We start from the raw sequence: 16,453 nt of genomic DNA, 5'->3' as shown, positions 1-16,453 counted from the left end.
TCAGTGTCCGAGCTCCTCGTCGACGACGCCGATGGTGTGCGCACGTTCACGTTCAACCGCCCCGAGTCGTTCAACGCCTTCACCATCGCGCTGAAGGAGTCGTTCCTCAGCGCGCTGCAGGAGGCCGCGGCCGACGCCTCGGTGCGCGCGGTGGTGATCACGGGTGCGGGCCGGGCGTTCTGCGCGGGTCAGGACCTCAAGGAGCACATCGGCTTGCTGCAGGCCGGTGATCCCGCGCCGCTGCACACCGTCGAGAAGCACTACAACCCGATCGTGCGCGAGCTGATCGGCATGCCGAAGCCGGTGATCGCCGCGGTCAACGGCAGCGCGGCCGGTGCCGGCGCGTCCTTCGCCTACGCCGCGGACCTGCGCATCGCGGGCAAGTCGGCGAAGTTCCTGATGGCCTTCGCGAACGTGGGCCTGACCGCCGACTCCGGCGCGTCCTACACGCTCCCGCGGCTGATCGGCCACGGCCGCGCGATGGAGATGATGCTGCTCGCCCAGCCGGTCGGCGCCGAGGAGGCGTTGCGGGTCGGCATGGTCAACCAGGTCGTGCCGGACGAGGAACTGCTGTCCACCGCACACCTGCTCGCGGCCAAGCTCGCCGCCGGCCCCACCACGGCGTACGCGAAGATCAAGGAAGCGCTGGCCGCGGCGGCGGACGGGACGCTGGAGGACGCGCTGGAGGCGGAACGCCGCACCCAGGCCGACTGCGGGGCGACCGAGGACCACCGCGAGGCCGTCGACGCGTTCGTGAACAAGCGGGCGCCGAAGTTCATCGGCCGCTGACCCACTTCTTCGGCCACTGACGCCAATCCGCCCACACCCCAGTTCAGCCAGTTGTAACGTGAGTCACACGCCGCCCCAGGGAGGCGGCTGACTGGGGTGTTGGCTGATGAATGTTCTCGATGAGATCGACGCGGCCGTACGACAACACACGGCCCGACAACAACAACTGACGCAAGCTCAGGCCGTGGTGGCCGAGCGGCGCTTCACCGACGAGATTCCGGACGTCGTCCGCGTGACCGTGACCGGCACGGGCGACCTCCTCGACATCGAACTCGCGCCCGGCTGCCTGGACACGGGCCGCCAACCTCACCTGCTCGGCGACCGGATCACCAGAGCCGTCGCGAACGCACGCAGGCACGCGTCGACGGCCGCCAGTGAGGCGTTGACGGACGTGATCGGCGAGCAGGCCGCGAACTGGATCGCCGGAGACGCGGAGCCGAAACCGTTACCGCGCGGTCGAAGCAGCCGACCGGACGACAAGAGCACCGAAGACTACTTCGAGGACAAGGACTCCTCCGGATTCATGGAGGAGCGGCCGTGGCTTCCCTGAACGAACTCGAGCACCTGGTCGCCGAGCACACGCGCGAATTCCGGGCGCTCAAAGAGAAAGCCGCCGAGAACAAGGTGATCGGCGAACCGGTCGCCGGCGGCGTCGGACTGGTCCAAGTGGACATCACCGGCCGGTTGGCCGCCATCGAGTTCGACCAGGAACGGTTGCGGTCGCTGGACGAACGCAGGCTCGGCCGCCAGCTCGCCGAGGCGATCCGCACGGCGGAGGCGAAAGCCGCGACGGTGCGAGAAGTACTACTGGGGGAAAGCACATGACGGCAGGCGGGATCATCGGTCCCAACCATCCGATGCAGCAACGGGCGAACGAGCTGCAGGGCTACCACGTGGTGCCACGGCAGCTCGCCTACGCGGGTGACGACCTCAAGTCCACCGCGAGCATGTTGAGCGGGCGGGTGGTCGGGGAGCTCGAGAGCACGCATCTCGGCGAGAACGACCTCGGCTTCCTCGGCAAGCACGAGGGTTCGCCCGCCGACTACAACGGCTCGATGCGCGAGTGCGTCGGCCACTTCAAGCGGCTGGCCACGACGTTGCACGCGGCGGGCGACGTGCTGAACCAGGTTGCGGCCCACTACGCGGCGATGGACGACTCGTACTACGAGAAGTTCAACCGATTCGACGATCACTGAGGAGGATCGGCATGGCGGAAACACCTGTCTGGCCCGCGGAACACGATGCCAAGATCCGCGAAGTGGCCGCCGAGATGGGCGACGACCTCGCGGTGGAGATGCTCGACCGGCTCAAGGACATCCTCGGCCACGCCCCGAGGATGGAGCAGTACGGCGACATCTGGGCGCCCGAGGTGATGGACCTGCTCGCGAACTCGCAGGAGGACTTCAACGCGAGCGTCGCGAAGATCAACGACGTGTGGCAAGGCCCCGCGGCGGACGAGTTCAAGGCGTGGGGCACGAAGTACTACAACTCGCTCGCCGACTTCAAAGGTGTCGTCGAGGGCATGCGCAAGGGCCTGTACGAGTGCAGCAGGACGATCACCGACGTCTACAAGTCGGCGATCGATCTGGTCGCCATGATCGCGTCGCAGCTCGTGAAGCTCACCACCGGCATCCTGGGCTCGATCCCGAACCCGTTCGGTGTCGCCAACGCCATCGGTGGCGTGCTCGGCGCGTTCATCGAGAAGGGGGGCCAGCTGATCGGCGACGGGCTCAAGCGGTTGCAGGAGTTCCGCTCGATCATGTCCGAGATCGACAGCAAGGTGGCCTCGCTCGCCGACCTCGTGCCGACGGGACACATGGTCAGCGAGACGGGCAACTGGGAGGTCAGGCCCGCGGGGTAGCCCGGAAGCAGGTCGAGATGTGGTCGTCGACCATGCCGGTGGCCTGCATCAGCGCGTAGCACGTGGTGGGGCCGAGGAACTTGAAGCCGCGGCGCTTCAGTTCCTTGGCCATCGCCTTGGACTCGTCCGTGATCGCGGGAACGTCCGTGATCGTCGCGGGCCTGCGGTGCTTCTTCGGCGCGAACGACCACAGCAGAGCGTCCAGGTCGACGTCGTCCTCGACGATCGTGCGGGCGTTGTGGATGGTCGCGTCGATCTTCAGCCGGTTCCGGACGATGCCCGCGTCGGCCATCAGCCGTTCGACGTCGGCGGGCCCGAACTCCGCCACCAGTTTGGGATCGAACTCGACGAACGCCGCACGGAACGCGGGCCGCTTGCGCAGGATCGTGATCCACGACAGCCCGGATTGGAACGCCTCCAACGACATCCGCTCGTACAGGGCGTTCGTGCCGTGCAGCTCCACGCCCCACTCGGTGTCGTGGTACTCGGCGTAATCCGGGGTCGAGTCACCCCACGGGCAACGGACGATCACCGGTACTCCTCGGCGAAACGGGCGAACCGCTGCAACGACCGGCGCAGCATCAGCACGAAGAGCGGCTTCACCAACGGGTAGAAGAACGGCACGTCGAGACGCTCCGTCCACACGAAACGGCTGCCCTTGACCGCGAACACGCCCGTTCCGCGCACGACCTTGCCGAGGTGCTCGACCTCGACGGCGTGCGGAGGGTCCCAGCGGGTGATCCGCATCCGGTCGCTGACGCCCAGCGTGACCGCGTCGATCTCGCTGCCGACCGACCGCCCGTCCCCGGCGACGACCTTCACCTTCGTACCGAAGATCCACTCGCCCTGACGTTCCCAGTCGCTCATGGCGTTGAAGATCGTCGCCGGCGGCGCGGCCACCTGCACGGACAGCTCAAGATCGGTGGTCACTGCTCTCCAGCTCCTCGACGCGCGCCCGCAACTGCCCGACCTCGGTCGCGAGGCGCTGCAGCACCCAGTCGACCTCGCTCATCTTGTAGCCGCGGAACACCTGCTGGAACTTCAGCTCGCGGACGTCCTCCGCGGTGATGTCGTCGGACGGCAGCCGCGTCGGCGAGGCACCGGGCGGCAGCGGCGCGAGTTCCTCGCCGCGCCCGAACACCAACGCCGCGAGCAGGAACACCACTGCCGCGACGGCCACCATCACGATCAGGTAGATCAGGGCGTTGGTCACGCGACGATCGTGGCACAGCTCAGGCAGCGGCGAGCGAGCAGACCAAGACGAACGATCACCGTCCAGGTGATCAGGCTGGCGATGCTCATCGGCAACGACTGCATCAACCGGCTCGGGTCCACGTGCGCGGTGGCCGCGATGATCGCGACGTTGCCCAGCAGGACCACCGCCACGGCCAGGATCGCGATCGACGCGGCGAGCTTGGCCAGCAGCTTCGTGTCGTACGTGCGGGCCAGAATCCGTCCGAGCACCAACGCCACGAGAGCGACACCGGACGCGACACCGCTCGTCAGGTCGTTGGCCTTGGCGATGAACAGGTACCAGGACGGCGGCATCGCACCGAAGTCCTGCCACGGCCCGATGAGTAGCATCCGGCCGTACTCCCACGCCATGTGCATGAGCGGCAGAACGATCGCCAGCCAGATGAGTGTCCTCGTGCCGTACGCAACAGCCAGCTCAGCCTGGTACTCGTTCGCGATCTCCTTGACCGGCCCGAACTCCTCGACCGCCTTCTTCCTGGCCTCGTGTTCGGTGAAGCCCTTCTCGACGTGTGCCTCGGTGGCGTCTTCGAGGCTGTCCCGCGTCTCCGTGAGCAGATCCCTGACCTGCTTCTTCGAGCCCTGGAGTCTCGTTCCCAGGTCGGTCACGTAGCTGTCGATCACGTCTGTGCCCACTTGCCGCCACCTCCCAGCACCCCGTCGATGACCGTCGTGAACTCGCGCCAGGCGTCGCGCTCGGCGTGCAGCGCCTTCTGCCCGGTCTGCGTGAGCTTGTAGGTGCGCCGCTTGCGCCCGCCGACCGTGCTCCAGTCGCTGGTGACGTGGCCGGCCCGCTCCAGCCTCCGCAGCGCCGGGTAGACCGTGCCCGTCGGGAGGTCCAGCGCGCCCCCGCTGCCCAGCTGCAACGCCTCGATGATCGCGTATCCGTGCAGCTGTTTGCCGTCGAGCGTCGCCAGCAGCAACGCGTCGAGGTGGCCGCGCAGGGCGTCGGGCTTCATGAGTAGTGACTCTACTGATGCGGAGCCTCGGGCGACCCCTGAGATGTCCCTGATTTCCGGCGTTCCCGCTGGTGCGCGGGGTGTGCGAGATGTTGCCCTGATGATGGTTCGGACATCTGCAAGTACCACCAACTCGAAGTTGGGGGTACTTGCAGACGCCAGAACAGCACCCCTCGGGGGCGGCCCTGAGATTCCCCTGAGATCCCGCCCTGCGCGTTCATAAGTAGCGGAGCTACATATAGCGTCCCTACCCATGAGTGCAGTAGACCTCGCCAGACTCCAGTTCGCTTTGACGACGTCGTTCCACTTCCTGTTCGTGCTGCTCACGCTGGGCCTGGTGACCCTGCTCGTGATCATGCAGACGCGGTTCACGATCACCGGTGCGCCCGTGCACGAGCGGATGACGCGGTTCTGGGGCCGGATCTACGTGATCAACTACGCGCTCGGGATCGTCACAGGCATCGTGATGGAGTTCCAGTTCGGCCTGAACTGGTCAGGCCTCGCCACGTACGCCGGCGACGTGTTCGGGGCGCCGCTCGCCATGGAGACGCTGATCGCGTTCTTCCTGGAGTCGACGTTCCTCGGCCTGTGGATCTTCGGCTGGGGCAGGCTCAACCGCTGGGTCCACCTCAGCCTGCTGTACCTGACCGCGCTCACCGCGTACGCGTCGGCGTTCTGGATCATGGCGGCCAACGGGTTCCTGCAACACCCCGTCGGCTACCGGGTCGAGGGGAACGTGTTGCGGCTGGACGACTTCAGCGCGTTGCTCTCGAACCCGACGTTCACCTCGGCGCTGATGCACGTGGTCTTCGCGTCGATCACGGTCGGCGGCGTGTTCATGACCGGTGTGTCGGCGTACCACTTCATCAAGCGCACGCCCGAGGTTGACTTCTTCCGGCGCTCGCTGCGGATGGGCGTGATCACGACCGCGCTGGCCACGCCGTCGCTGATCGGCGCCGGCTTCGCGCAGTTCCCGATCATCGCGAAGTTCCAGCCGGACAAGACCGAGGCGGCACCGTGGATCGGGGCGCCCCTCGGGTTCATGATCATTATCGGGATGACGCTGACGATGGTCAGCTGGCTCACGCTGCCGTTGCTGATCAAGGACGCGGTGATCCGGATGAGATTCCCGTTGTACCTCATGGTGATCGGGATTCCGCTGCCGTTCTGCGCGGCGATCTTCGGCTGGGTGTTCCGCGAGGTCGGGCGGCAACCGTGGCTGATCTACGGGCTGCTCAGGACCGAGGACGCGGTGTCCCATGTGGAACCGCAGCAGATCCTGTTGTCGCTCATCGTCTTCACGTCCCTGTTCGTGTTGCTGGCCTGCGTTGACTGGGCGTTGATCGCGCGTGCGGTCCGCCGTGGTCCGGACGTCGCGCCGGCTCCTGTCTCGCCGCTGGTGGTGACGCTCTGATGGAAACGCTCTGGTTGGTCGTGCTCGGTGTTCTCACCGTCGGGTACTTCGCGTTGGCAGGCTTCGACTACGGCACCGGCTTGCTGCTGCCGTTCCGCAGGCGCGCCGAGACGCTGCACCGGATGACGCCGTTCTTCCTGGGCAACGAGGTGTGGCTGGTCGCCGCGATCGGGGTGCTGTTCGCGGCGTTCCCCCGGCTCGAAGGCGAACTCCTGTCCGGAGCGCACTCGGTGTTCACGCTGGTCCTGGCCGGGCTGGTGCTGTTCATGGCCGCTGTGCAGCTGCGGTTGTGGTGGTGGCTGGTGTTCACGGGCGCGCTGATGGTGTCCGTTGGCTGGGGGCTGTTGCTGGCGCACCTGCTGGAAGCGCCCTGGCCCGTCGCGTTCGCGATGCCGGTGCTGTTCGCGGTGCACGGCTGGGTGTTCCAAACCAAGAACTGGAAGCTGTTCCCGGTCACCGGGTTGCTCTGCGCCTTGCCGATCCCGCTCGCGTTCAGCTCGATCTACACGAGCGGGCTGATGGCGCACACCGACACGCTCGGCCTGCTCGCGTGGGTCGCTGTCCCGATCATTCCGCTGGTGGTGTTGCTGCAATGGTCGATCGTCGCCATCTCCTCGCGCTGATCCCGATCCCGTTCCTGGTGCTGGCCCAGGCCGAGCTCCTGGCGTCAGTGCTCAGCGGCAACCAGGGATTCCTGCTGCTGTGCCTGGTCATCGGCTTGCGGGTGCTCGTCTGGTGGGTCCACCGCGAGTGGGCGCACAGAGCCGCGGAACGCACGCGTACACGGCTGAGACAGGCGTTCCTGAGTGAGCCCGGCACCAAGGCCGGCGAGGTCGCCACGCTGGTGACGCGCGGCGTGCACGACGTGACGCCGTATGTCGTCGGGTATCTGCCGCAACAGGTTCTTGCCGTGGCCGTTCCACTCGCCGTGGTCATCAGGTTGGCGTTCGCCGACCTCACGGCCGCGCTGACGATCCTCGCGACGCTGCCGTTGATCCCGGTCTTCGGGGCGCTGGTCGGCGCGCACACCCGTGAGCGCACGGCGAGGCAATGGGCGGCGTTGGCCACCCTCGGCGGGCATTTCCTGGACGTGGTCAAGGGAATCGGCACGCTGAGGACGTTCGGCCGGGCCGAGACGCAGTCCACCACGGTCCGAAAGCTCGCCGCGCAGCACGTGGACGAGACGATGAGAGCGCTCAAGGTCGCGTTCCTGTCGGCGTTCGTGCTGGAACTGGTCGCGACGATGTCGGTGGCGATGGTCGCGGTACCGGTCGGACTCAGGTTGCTCGACGGCGGAGTACCGCTCTACACCGCACTCCTCGTGCTTTTGCTCGCCCCGGAGGCGTTTCTCCCCCTGCGAGCCGCCGGAGCGCAGTACCACGCGAGCGCGCAGGGCCGTGAAGTCCTCGCCAAGGTGCCCAAGACGACCGAGCACGCCGGTCAGGCCCCGCCTGACCTGCGCCAGGCCGAGATCGTGTTCGACAACGTGAGCGTCCGCAGCCTCAAGAACTTCGAGCTCACCATCAAGCCCGGCGAACGGATCGCGCTGGTCGGCCCGAGCGGCGCGGGCAAGAGCACGATCCTGGGGCTGTTGCTGGGTTTCGTGACGCCGGACGAGGGCCGCGTCCTCGTCGGCGGCGTCGACCTCCAGCGAATCGACAGGGCCAAGTGGCTGGAAGCGCTGTCGTGGGTGCCGCAACGACCCACGCTCGTCCCGGCCACCCTGTCGTCCGGCGAGCAGCAACGCGTGGCACTGGCGAACGCACTGGACCGCCGGCACGCGAACCTCTTCCTGCTGGACGAACCCACCGCGCACCTCGATGCGGACACCGAAGCACGAGTGCTCGAAGCGACCAGAGAGTTCACGAAAGGTCGCACGGCCGTGATCGTGGCGCACCGGCCGACGCTGCTCAACGAGGTCAACAGGGTGGTGACGGTGTGAAGCTCGCGATCTTCGTCGGCATGCTCGCCGAACTGGCCGGCGTCGGCCTCACCGCGACGGCGACCTGGCTGATCATGCGCGCCGCCGAGCACCCGCCGATGCAGGCGCTGACCGTGGCGATCGTCGCGGTCCGCACGCTCGCGCTCGCCAAGGGCGCCCTCCGCTACCTCGAACGCCTGACCAGCCACAAGGCGGTGCTCAGCGAGGCCGTCGAACTCCGCGGCCGCGTCTACGACGACCTCGTGCACCGCCGGCACGTCCCGTCCGGCACGGCACTCACCCGCATCGTCACGAACGTCGACCAGCACCTCGACACCAGGCTCCGCACCACCCTGCCGTGGATCACCGCAGCCCTGGTCAGCGCAACGGTCGCCATCGCCTCAGGCTTCTCGCTGCCGCTCGTCGCAGGCCTGCTGATCAACCTCGCCGTGCTCCCCTGGCTGGCCACCAGGAACTCCGAAGACCTCACCCCGTTGCGCGCCAAGCTCACCGAACAGACCACCGAACTGGTCCACAGCAAGGAAGAACTGATCGCCTACGGCCTGTTCCAGCGAAAGCTCGCCGAAGCCACCAAGACCGCCGAAGAGCTGTCCCGCAAGGAACGCACGAGAGACCTGACTCCGGCAGCGATCGCCGTCCAGTTCGCCGCGGCACTTCTGATGCTCACCCAGAACGAACCGGCGTGGCTCATCATGGCCGCCATCGCGACGTTCGAGATCACCATCCCGCTGGCCGCGATGAGCCGGCCCACCCCAGAACCGACCGACGAGCCCGAACCAGCACACACCCCGGAAACCCCGGAACTCCAAGGCAGAACGGCGATCGTCGGCCCGAGCGGCGCCGGCAAGACCACGCTGCTCAACGCCATCGCACACGAGCTGGAACCGAGCAAGGGCGCACTGGCCGACGCACACGTCTTCCACACCACGGTCCGCACGAACGTCCTGCTCGCCAAACCCGATGCCACGCAAGAAGAACTGGACCGAGCAGCAGCGACAACCGAACTGGACCTCGACTGGGACCAGGTCGTCGGCGAACGCGGCGAGGAGATCTCCGGCGGCCAGCGCCAACGCCTGATCCTCACCAGATCAGTGCTGGCGAACCCGGAGATCCTGCTCATGGACGAGCCGACAGAAGGTCTCGACCCCGAACAGGCGGACCGCGTGCTCAGGAAGGTCCTGGACAACTGCCAGGGCACCGCACTGGTCGTGACCCACCGCGAAGAGCAGCTAGCCCTCTTCGACCACGTGCGTCATCGGGGGCCGATCAGCCACGAGCACGTCGGTCGAGTCCGGTAGCCACTCGCCACCGACCTGCACGAACTGCGTCAACGGACCGGAATCAGCTGAGACTCCGCACCGGGCCAGCGCCGTCCCCATGATCTGCGAGGACATCACCCCGAGCTGCAACAACGACCTGTTCCGGTGCTTGCGCACGCCCAAATTGACCTGCGCCAGCGCCGACAGCCCGTAGATCCGGTGCACGTCGAGCAACAACCCGATCTCCACGCCGTATCCGGCAGCGAACGGCACGGACTCCAAAAAGGACCTGGTGGCCGCGTACTCGCCACCGAGCGGTTGCACCACACCGGAAAGCTCCGGCCGCAAGGTGTTCAGCAACGGCCGCGCCACCAGCTCGGTGACCCGTCCGCCACCGGAACTCTCCAACCGCAACGGCCGCCGGTAGAACCCCTTCACCAGGTGCACATCGGCATCCAGCAACAACGGCCCCAGCAACGCCGTCACAAACGCCGTCTCCGGATCCACCAGATCGGAGTCCAAGAACACGATCAGATCCCCGGAAGTAGCGGCCAGCGACCGCCACAGCACCTCACCCTTGCCGGGCAACGGTTCCAGCCAAGGCACCACATCGGAACGCAGGACGACCCGCGCCCCGGCCTCGGCGGCGACGGCAACGGTCCGGTCGGTCGACCCGGAGTCCATCACCACCAGCTCGTCGACGAGCGTCCCGAGCAACGGCCGGACCACCCTGACGACGTCGCCAACGGTCTCTTCCTCGTTCAACGCGGGCAGCACGACGGACACGGTCCGGCCGCGCTTCAACGCCACCAGCTCGTCGACCGTCCACGACGGCTGCTGCCAGGTGTGCGTGGCGAACCAGGCTTCGACGGAGGGCAGCATCAGGCGAGCGCCCGCACCGCTCGGGCCGGCGGACGGGTCCCCGTCACGCTCGCGACCATCTCCACGACCTTCCTCGCCTGCCTCACGTCAGTCGCACGAACAGCCCGTGCTCCGGACATCGCAGCCACTGTGGCAGCTGCCAGCGTGAAGTCCTCGTCCCCTGCTGGGATCGTCACCACGTCCAACGTTTCGGTGAGCGACGGCAGGTCCAGATCTCCGTCGAATTCGACGACATCGACACCGTCGGCAATGGCCCGTTCGACAGCATCCGCGCTGGTCAGATGCGCAACGACCAGGACACGGTCTTTCGGCAGCTCAGTGACGCGGAATCGGTTCACGCCACCCAGCGTAAACAGTGACCTGGCTCACAGCGCCTTGCTACCCACGAGTAGCAATCTGGTTTACTCCCCGGTAACAACCCTGTGTGATCTACGTCATGGTCAAGGAGGACCAGCGTGCGACGATCACTTGTTTTAGTCCTGGTACTCCTCACAACCCTGCTCGGTGCTCCGGCTGCCGTCGCGGCTCCCGGACACCAGATCTCCTACAAGACCATCCCCGGCGTCGGCGGCACCGCCCTGAAGGCCTTCGTCGTCGAACCCACCGGTCAGGGCAACGGTCCCTTCCCGTTGCTCGTCATGCCGTCCAGCTGGGCGGTGCCGAACATCGAGTACGTCGGCGCGGCGGCGAAGCTCGCCAAGGAGTCCGGGTACGTCGTGGTCAGCTACACCAGCCGCGGCTTCTGGGACTCCGGCGGCGAGATCGACATCGCCGGCCCTGACACCGTCGGTGACGTCAGCAAAGTCATCGACTGGGCGATCGCGAACGCGCACGCCGACGGCACCAAGGTCGGCGCGGCCGGGATCTCCTACGGCGCCGGGCAGTCCCTGCTGGCGGCGGCGAACGACAAGCGCATCAAGGCCGCGGCGGCGTTGAGCACGTGGACCGACCTGGCCCGCTCGCTCTACCCGAACAACACCGTGAACAAGCAGGCCGTCGAGGTCCTGCTCGGTGCCGGGCACGCCACCGGACGTCCCGGACCCGTCCTCCTGGAAGCAGAGGACGCCTACCGCGACGGCAGGTTCTGGGAGGTCGTGCCGATCTCCGCAGGGCGTTCGGCGGTCTCGAAGATCGACCAGATCAACGCCAACGGCACCGCCGTGATGCTCGGCAACGCCTGGAACGACGGCATCTTCGCGCCGGGCCAGATCGCGGACTTCTACGGCAAGCTCACCGGCCCGAAGCGGCTCATGCTCTCGCCGGGCGACCACGCCACCGCCGAACTGTTCGGCGCGGCCGGTCTGCCCAACGAGATCTGGGAGTCGGTCGGCCGCTGGTTCGACCGCTACGTCAAGGGCACGGCCAACGGCATCGACGCCGAACAGCCGGTGCAGCTCAAGCCCAACAACGGCGGTACGTGGAAGAAGTTCGGCGCGTGGCCGACGGGCACCACCGACACGGTGCAGCTCGACGGCAAGAGGATCCACGCCGGCTGGGCGACCGTCGCCGACAGCGGCACGATCCTGCTCTCCGGTGCGCTGCAAGGGTTCCTGAACATCCCGACCGGGGTGTCCCTGCCGTTCGTCGACCGCAACGTCGCGGGCGTGTGGGGCGGACCCCAGTATCCGCGGGGCGCGACCCTCGCGGGCACGCCGAAGCTGAAGTTGCAGGTGACGCCCAGCGCGGAGATCACCACGCTGTTCGCCTACCTGTACGAGGTCGGGCCACTGGGCCTCGGCGCGCTGATCACGCACAAGCCGGTCAAGGTGACCGGTGCCGGCCGCACGCAGACTCTCGACGTGGAACTCGAGCCGACGGTGTGGAACGTGGGCTCCGGCAACCGGCTCGCACTGGTGATCGACACGGTGGACCCGCGCTACCTCACGGAATCAACGCGTGGCTCAACCGTCACCTTCGGACCGTCGAGCCTCACGGTTCCGAAGGCGTAAGAATGTCCGGGTGGACTACACCCGGCAGCAGGTGCTCTTCCACCGGATCCATCAGCACGAGCTGGACCGGCGGATCTCCGACGCGACCGAGCTGGCGGTGTTGGCCCTGGGTGTCCAGGACAACACCTCCGGCTCGGCCGTGCTGAGTCTGGCGGCCCGTCTCGCTGAACCGACAGTGGACGACTTCATCCTCACCTGGTCCGTACGAGGCGCTCCCCACCTGCACCGGGCAGGCGAGCTGAAGGCGTTCTCCCGCGCGCTGTGGCCGTGGAGCGACGCCGACGCGCTGTCCCGCGCGTCCCGCCCGAAGGTCGACGACATGCTGGCGTCGCTGCGGCACATCGCCACCGCGATGAGGTCGATCGTCACCAAGCCGATGACCAAGGGCGATCTCAGCAAGGCGCTGACCCCGTTGGCGCCCAAGCAGACCGTCGAGGCGTGCCGGGGCTGCCAGACCGAGCACGTCAGCGACCCGATCTTCCGCCTCGGCGCACTGCCCGCGGGCCTCCGGATCATTCCGGAGGAGAAGACCGTGACGTTCGAACGCATCCACGGCTGGCCGGGCGTGCCGCGCAAGACCGCGGGCTTCGACGAGCTGGTGCACCGCTACCTGACGCTGCACGGCCCCGCCGGACCGTCCGAAGTGGCCAGTTACTTCGGCACGACCACGCGCGAGGTCAAGAAGCAGTGGCCGTCGAAGGGCCTGGTCGAGGTGACCGTCGAAGGCCAGAAGGCCTGGCTGCCGGAAGATCTGGAGATCGCCGACGCCGAACCACCGGACGTCCGCCTGCTCCCGCCGACCGACCCGTACCTGCAGGCACGCGACCGCGACCTGCTGCTGCCGGACAAGGCCGCGCAGAAGGACATCTTCCGCATCCTCGGCCGGCGCGGCGCGATCCTGGTGGACGGCGAGATCGCGGGCTCCTGGCAGGGCAGGGTGGTGTCCGGCAAGCGGTTCGAGGTCACGGCCACGCCGTACCGCCCGCTGCCGGATCTCCTGCCGGAGGCCCAGGTCCTGGCTCAGGCCAAGGGACTAGACGACGCAAGCGTCAAGAGCAACTGACACGTCGTCCGTCACGATCAGCGAGTCCAAGGCCGCGTGCGAGACAAAACCCTTGTCCCGCAACTCACCCAGCCACTCGACGAGTCCCTTGTAGTGGTTGTCGACGTCGAGCAGCACGACCGGCTTGGCGTGCATGCCCAGCACACCGGCCGTCCACACCTCGAAGAACTCCTCCGCCGTCCCGATGCCACCGGGCAACGTGAGGAACGCGTCGGCCTTGTCGTCCATCATCTTCTTGCGCTCGCGCATGGTGTCGACGACGTGCAGCTCGGTCGACTCGCGGTCGGCGATCTCCCTGGTGGCAAGCCCCTTGGGGATCACGCCGTACGTGTGCGATCCACCGGCGCGAGCCTCACGAGCCACCGCACCCATCATCGACGTCTGCCCGCCACCCCAGACGAGGTGCCAGCCGCGAGCCGCGATCTGACGACCCACCTCGGCGGCGAGGTCGACATAACTCTGCGGAACAGTGGCCAGACTCCCGCAGTAGACAGCGACATACATCAGTGTGCGTCCGCCCATGCCTTGTGCGCGTCCTTGACCACGCGGACCGCGTCGTCGATGTCGTCGGTGAGGTGCAGCAGCGTGAGGTCCTTCTCGCCGACCTTGCCGCCTTCGAGCACCGAGTTCTGGATCCAGTCGTAAAGGCCCTGCCAGTACTGGGTTCCGAACAGCACGACCGGGAACTTGGTGACCTTCTTCGTCTGCACCAACGTCAACGCCTCGAACAGTTCGTCGAGCGTGCCGAAGCCACCCGGCAGACAGATGAACGCCTGCGAGTACTTGATGAACATCGTCTTGCGCACGAAGAAGTAGCGGAAGTTCACGCCGAGGTCGACCCACGGGTTGAGGCCCTGCTCGAACGGAAGCTCGATGCCGAGCCCGATCGAGAAGCCACCGGCCTCCGAACAACCGCGGTTTACCGCCTCCATGGCACCGGGGCCGCCACCGGTGATCGCCGCGAACCCGGCCTCGGCCAGCGCCGCGCCCAGTTCACGCCCGGTCTGGTACTCCGGATGGTCACGGCCGGTGCGCGCGGATCCGAAGACCGTCACCGCGCTCGGCACCTCCGCCAAGGCGCCGAAACCCTCGACGAACTCGGCCTGGATGCGCAGCACCCGCCACGGGTCGGTGTGGACCCAGTCCGACGGGCCGCGGGAGTCCAGCAACCGCTGGTCAGTGGTGGTGGTGCGGTCGTCCTTGCGATCACGCCGCTCCACGACCGGGCCGCGACGCTTCTCCGATGGGCGCTCGTCGACGGCGCCGTTGTTCTTCTCTTCCGTCATCACTGAGATCTTAGGGATCAGTTCAACAGAAATCGCTTAAGCACGGCGAAACACCCGGTGATCTGCTGGACCGGCACGTTCTCCTCCTGGGTGTGCGCGAGCGTCGGATCGCCCGGCCCGAAGTTGAGCGCGGGCATGCCCAGAGCCGCGAACCGCGCCACGTCCGTCCAGCCGAGCTTGGCCACCGGCGTGCCTCCGGCGGCCGTCACGAGTTCCTGGGCCGCGGGAGAGTGCAGACCCGGCAGCGCACCGGCCGCGAAGTCCGTGACGGTGACGTCGAAGCCCTCGAAGACCTCGCGCAGGTGCTGCTCCGCCTGCTCAACCGTCCGATCCGGCGCAAACCGGTGGTTGATCGTGAGCACAGCCTCGTCCGGCACCACGTTCCCGGCGACGCCACCGCTGATCTTCACGGCCTGCAATCCCTCGTGGTACCTACAGCCATCAATCTCAGGCTGACGCGCCTCATACGCCTCCAGCCGCCGCAACGCCTCACCCAGCCCATGAATGGCGTTCTTCCCCATCCACGCCCGCGCGGTGTGAGCACGCTTCCCCGAAGTCCGGATCTCGATGCGCATGGTCCCCTGGCACCCAGCCTCAACCGTCCCGTTCGACGGCTCGCACACGATCGCCAGATCGCCCCGCAACCACTCTTCGAGCTCCCGCTGGATCCGAGTGAGCCCGTTGCGCTCAGCCTCGATCTCCTCGCAGTCGTAAAACACGAACGTCAAGTCATGCCGTGCCGCAGCACTGAGGGCCGCAATCCCGAGCATGACCGCGTCCCCACCCTTCATGTCGACGGTCCCGCACCCGTGCAGGACATCCCCTTCACGCCGACTGGGAAAGTTGGAGTTGATCGGCACGGTGTCCAGGTGCCCGGCGAGCACCACCCGCCGCTCCCGCCCAAAATTCGTGCGCGCCAACACCGAATTCCCCGATCGAGTGATCTCAAGATGCGGCGCATGCACCCGCAACGACCGCTCGACAAGATCCGCGATCTCCGCCTCCTCCCCGGACACGCTGCGCACATCCACCAACGCAGCAGTCAACTCAACCGGGTCAGCAAGAAGATCAAGGGTGTCGGACACCCCGCCACCCTACTAAGCCACTTTGGCCACTAGCCCATTCAGTCGATAGCGTGCGCTGCGTGATCAAACGCACACTCCTGGTCATCACCTTGCTCCTCATGACCACCGGCTGCGGCGAAGCCCCAGCAGCCTGCGACCGGCAGTGCGGCGAAATCCGATCCCTCTTCACCGCCCCGTGCGGCTCTCAGCACAGCGGCACCCCAGCCGACTGCGCAGCCTGGGTGACGAGCGTCAGCTCGATGACCCGCAACCTCAACAAGTCCCTGCAGGGCAAACACGTCCAAGACGACGTGAACCAAGTCCTCCCGAGACTGATGACCGCAGTAGGCGACTTCGAGGCACACCAATGCGGCGAAGTGCGAGTGGACAACGTCTCCAGCACCGACGCCCGCCAGTCAAAGTGCAACGAGGCCCTGATCGCCACCAGAGGCGACCTGGGCTCCCTCTACTTCTCAGCAGACGTACCCGACTAGCCCGCGCGAAGCGCCAAATCAAGCCGAGGCCGAAGGCGAGGCGACCCGACGGCGAAGCCGAGGCTCTTAACGCTTGAACCGGGAGGTTCCGGTGGGTGGTCCCGTCACGAGTCGTGCCTCAGCTCTTGCTGCACCCGAACCGCACCACCCACGCAACGCAACTCCGCCCAAAGCAACAGAGAGGATGTCGTCGCGGGATCGCCTGGGTCGGTCTGACCCTCAAAGCAACTGACCGTGGTG

The 16,453-nt window shown here is 66.9% G+C and carries 22 protein-coding genes; 12 read left to right on the top strand and 10 right to left on the bottom strand.

Translation table 11 applies throughout. The annotated features are described in order from the left end of the window. The first annotated feature begins 3 nt into the window (after nucleotides 1–3). The 5 genes from SK803_RS38815 to SK803_RS38795 all read left to right on the top strand — a co-directional run bounded on the left by SK803_RS38815 (nucleotide 4) and on the right by SK803_RS38795 (nucleotide 2,650). Nucleotides 4–789 (top strand): enoyl-CoA hydratase-related protein, encoded by a 786-nt coding sequence (locus tag SK803_RS38815; RefSeq protein ID WP_319971196.1) that lies wholly within the window; start codon nucleotides 4–6, stop codon nucleotides 787–789. A 106-nt stretch (nucleotides 790–895) separates the two neighbouring features. Further along, on the top strand, nucleotides 896–1,339 hold the full coding sequence (locus SK803_RS38810) for a YbaB/EbfC family nucleoid-associated protein (protein ID WP_319971195.1): 444 nt from the start codon (nucleotides 896–898) through the stop codon (nucleotides 1,337–1,339). Continuing rightward, nucleotides 1,327–1,614, top strand: coding sequence for a hypothetical protein (locus SK803_RS38805; protein ID WP_319971194.1), 288 nt, complete (start codon nucleotides 1,327–1,329; stop codon nucleotides 1,612–1,614). The genes SK803_RS38810 and SK803_RS38805 overlap by 13 nt, the downstream gene beginning before the upstream one ends. Further along, nucleotides 1,611–1,985 carry a hypothetical protein gene (locus SK803_RS38800; protein WP_319971193.1) on the top strand — a complete coding sequence of 125 codons (375 nt, stop codon included), beginning with the start codon at nucleotides 1,611–1,613 and terminating at the stop codon, nucleotides 1,983–1,985. Before SK803_RS38805 ends, SK803_RS38800 begins: the two co-directional genes overlap by 4 nt. 11 nt (nucleotides 1,986–1,996) lie before the next feature. Next, nucleotides 1,997–2,650 (top strand): hypothetical protein, encoded by a 654-nt coding sequence (locus tag SK803_RS38795; protein ID WP_319971192.1) that lies wholly within the window; start codon nucleotides 1,997–1,999, stop codon nucleotides 2,648–2,650. Here SK803_RS38795 and SK803_RS38790 read toward each other — a convergent pair. The 5 genes from SK803_RS38790 to SK803_RS38770 are packed head-to-tail and all read right to left on the bottom strand — an operon-like array spanning nucleotide 2,634 to nucleotide 4,860. Next, nucleotides 2,634–3,179, bottom strand: a complete 546-nt coding sequence (locus SK803_RS38790; protein WP_319971287.1) for a DNA-3-methyladenine glycosylase I — start codon at nucleotides 3,177–3,179, stop codon at nucleotides 2,634–2,636. The genes SK803_RS38795 and SK803_RS38790 overlap by 17 nt on opposite strands. Further along, nucleotides 3,179–3,517 (bottom strand): SRPBCC family protein, encoded by a 339-nt coding sequence (locus tag SK803_RS38785; protein WP_319971286.1) that lies wholly within the window; start codon nucleotides 3,515–3,517, stop codon nucleotides 3,179–3,181. Before SK803_RS38785 ends, SK803_RS38790 begins: the two co-directional genes overlap by 1 nt. Nucleotides 3,518–3,563: 46 nt before the next feature. Beyond that, nucleotides 3,564–3,863, bottom strand: coding sequence for a DivIVA domain-containing protein (locus tag SK803_RS38780; RefSeq protein WP_319971190.1), 300 nt, complete (start codon nucleotides 3,861–3,863; stop codon nucleotides 3,564–3,566). After that, nucleotides 3,860–4,537 carry a permease prefix domain 1-containing protein gene (locus SK803_RS38775; RefSeq protein WP_319971189.1) on the bottom strand — a complete coding sequence of 226 codons (678 nt, stop codon included), beginning with the start codon at nucleotides 4,535–4,537 and terminating at the stop codon, nucleotides 3,860–3,862. The genes SK803_RS38780 and SK803_RS38775 overlap by 4 nt, the downstream gene beginning before the upstream one ends. Beyond that, nucleotides 4,522–4,860 (bottom strand): PadR family transcriptional regulator, encoded by a 339-nt coding sequence (locus tag SK803_RS38770; RefSeq protein ID WP_319971188.1) that lies wholly within the window; start codon nucleotides 4,858–4,860, stop codon nucleotides 4,522–4,524. Before SK803_RS38770 ends, SK803_RS38775 begins: the two co-directional genes overlap by 16 nt. 253 nt (nucleotides 4,861–5,113) lie before the next feature. Here SK803_RS38770 and SK803_RS38765 point away from each other — a divergent pair, with 253 nt between their 5' ends. From SK803_RS38765 to SK803_RS38750, 4 genes are read left to right on the top strand one after another with little or no spacing between them, the layout of a single operon-like run. Further along, nucleotides 5,114–6,274 carry a cytochrome ubiquinol oxidase subunit I gene (locus SK803_RS38765; protein ID WP_319971187.1) on the top strand — a complete coding sequence of 387 codons (1,161 nt, stop codon included), beginning with the start codon at nucleotides 5,114–5,116 and terminating at the stop codon, nucleotides 6,272–6,274. Further along, on the top strand, nucleotides 6,274–6,897 hold the full coding sequence (locus tag SK803_RS38760; RefSeq protein WP_319971186.1) for a cytochrome d ubiquinol oxidase subunit II: 624 nt from the start codon (nucleotides 6,274–6,276) through the stop codon (nucleotides 6,895–6,897). The genes SK803_RS38765 and SK803_RS38760 overlap by 1 nt, the downstream gene beginning before the upstream one ends. Next, nucleotides 6,867–8,216 (top strand): ABC transporter ATP-binding protein/permease, encoded by a 1,350-nt coding sequence (locus SK803_RS38755; protein WP_319971185.1) that lies wholly within the window; start codon nucleotides 6,867–6,869, stop codon nucleotides 8,214–8,216. Before SK803_RS38760 ends, SK803_RS38755 begins: the two co-directional genes overlap by 31 nt. Beyond that, nucleotides 8,213–9,514, top strand: coding sequence for an amino acid ABC transporter ATP-binding/permease protein (locus SK803_RS38750; protein ID WP_319971184.1), 1,302 nt, complete (start codon nucleotides 8,213–8,215; stop codon nucleotides 9,512–9,514). The genes SK803_RS38755 and SK803_RS38750 overlap by 4 nt, the downstream gene beginning before the upstream one ends. On the opposite strand, the gene SK803_RS38745 is transcribed toward SK803_RS38750, so the two are convergent. Further along, complete coding sequence (locus SK803_RS38745) at nucleotides 9,446–10,357, bottom strand: glucosyl-3-phosphoglycerate synthase (protein WP_319971183.1); 912 nt, start codon at nucleotides 10,355–10,357, stop codon at nucleotides 9,446–9,448. The two genes, SK803_RS38750 and SK803_RS38745, sit on opposite strands and share 69 nt — an antisense overlap. Further along, nucleotides 10,357–10,695, bottom strand: coding sequence for a hypothetical protein (locus SK803_RS38740; RefSeq protein WP_319971182.1), 339 nt, complete (start codon nucleotides 10,693–10,695; stop codon nucleotides 10,357–10,359). Before SK803_RS38740 ends, SK803_RS38745 begins: the two co-directional genes overlap by 1 nt. 117 nt (nucleotides 10,696–10,812) lie before the next feature. Between SK803_RS38740 and SK803_RS38735 the strand changes: the two genes are divergently transcribed. Both SK803_RS38735 and SK803_RS38730 read left to right on the top strand, forming a co-directional pair. Beyond that, on the top strand, nucleotides 10,813–12,306 hold the full coding sequence (locus SK803_RS38735; RefSeq protein ID WP_319971181.1) for a CocE/NonD family hydrolase: 1,494 nt from the start codon (nucleotides 10,813–10,815) through the stop codon (nucleotides 12,304–12,306). 10 nt (nucleotides 12,307–12,316) lie between these two features. Then, complete coding sequence (locus SK803_RS38730; RefSeq protein WP_319971180.1) at nucleotides 12,317–13,369, top strand: winged helix DNA-binding domain-containing protein; 1,053 nt, start codon at nucleotides 12,317–12,319, stop codon at nucleotides 13,367–13,369. Here the strand turns inward: SK803_RS38730 and SK803_RS38725 are convergent. Genes SK803_RS38725 through dapE form a run of 3 tightly spaced genes read right to left on the bottom strand, consistent with a single transcriptional unit; the run spans nucleotide 13,340 to nucleotide 15,740 of the window. Beyond that, nucleotides 13,340–13,891: an LOG family protein gene (locus SK803_RS38725; RefSeq protein ID WP_319971179.1), complete on the bottom strand. Its 552-nt coding sequence runs from the start codon at nucleotides 13,889–13,891 to the stop codon at nucleotides 13,340–13,342. The genes SK803_RS38730 and SK803_RS38725 overlap by 30 nt on opposite strands. Beyond that, nucleotides 13,873–14,655 (bottom strand): LOG family protein, encoded by a 783-nt coding sequence (locus SK803_RS38720; protein ID WP_319971178.1) that lies wholly within the window; start codon nucleotides 14,653–14,655, stop codon nucleotides 13,873–13,875. The genes SK803_RS38725 and SK803_RS38720 overlap by 19 nt, the downstream gene beginning before the upstream one ends. 17 nt (nucleotides 14,656–14,672) lie before the next feature. Then, nucleotides 14,673–15,740: a succinyl-diaminopimelate desuccinylase gene (gene dapE / locus SK803_RS38715; RefSeq protein ID WP_319971177.1), complete on the bottom strand. Its 1,068-nt coding sequence runs from the start codon at nucleotides 15,738–15,740 to the stop codon at nucleotides 14,673–14,675. 50 nt (nucleotides 15,741–15,790) lie between these two features. On the opposite strand from dapE, the gene SK803_RS38710 reads away from it, so the two are divergent. Next, the gene (locus SK803_RS38710; RefSeq protein ID WP_319971176.1) at nucleotides 15,791–16,213 is read left to right on the top strand and encodes a hypothetical protein; all 423 of its coding nucleotides are present in this window, start codon (nucleotides 15,791–15,793) and stop codon (nucleotides 16,211–16,213) included. Nucleotides 16,214–16,453 lie beyond the last annotated feature (240 nt).

The organism is Lentzea miocenica, assembly GCF_033949945.1.
GTDB lineage: Bacteria > Actinomycetota > Actinomycetes > Mycobacteriales > Pseudonocardiaceae > Lentzea > Lentzea miocenica.
Note: the sequence above shows the minus strand (reverse complement) of the source record. Positions and strands in the feature narration are given on the sequence as shown.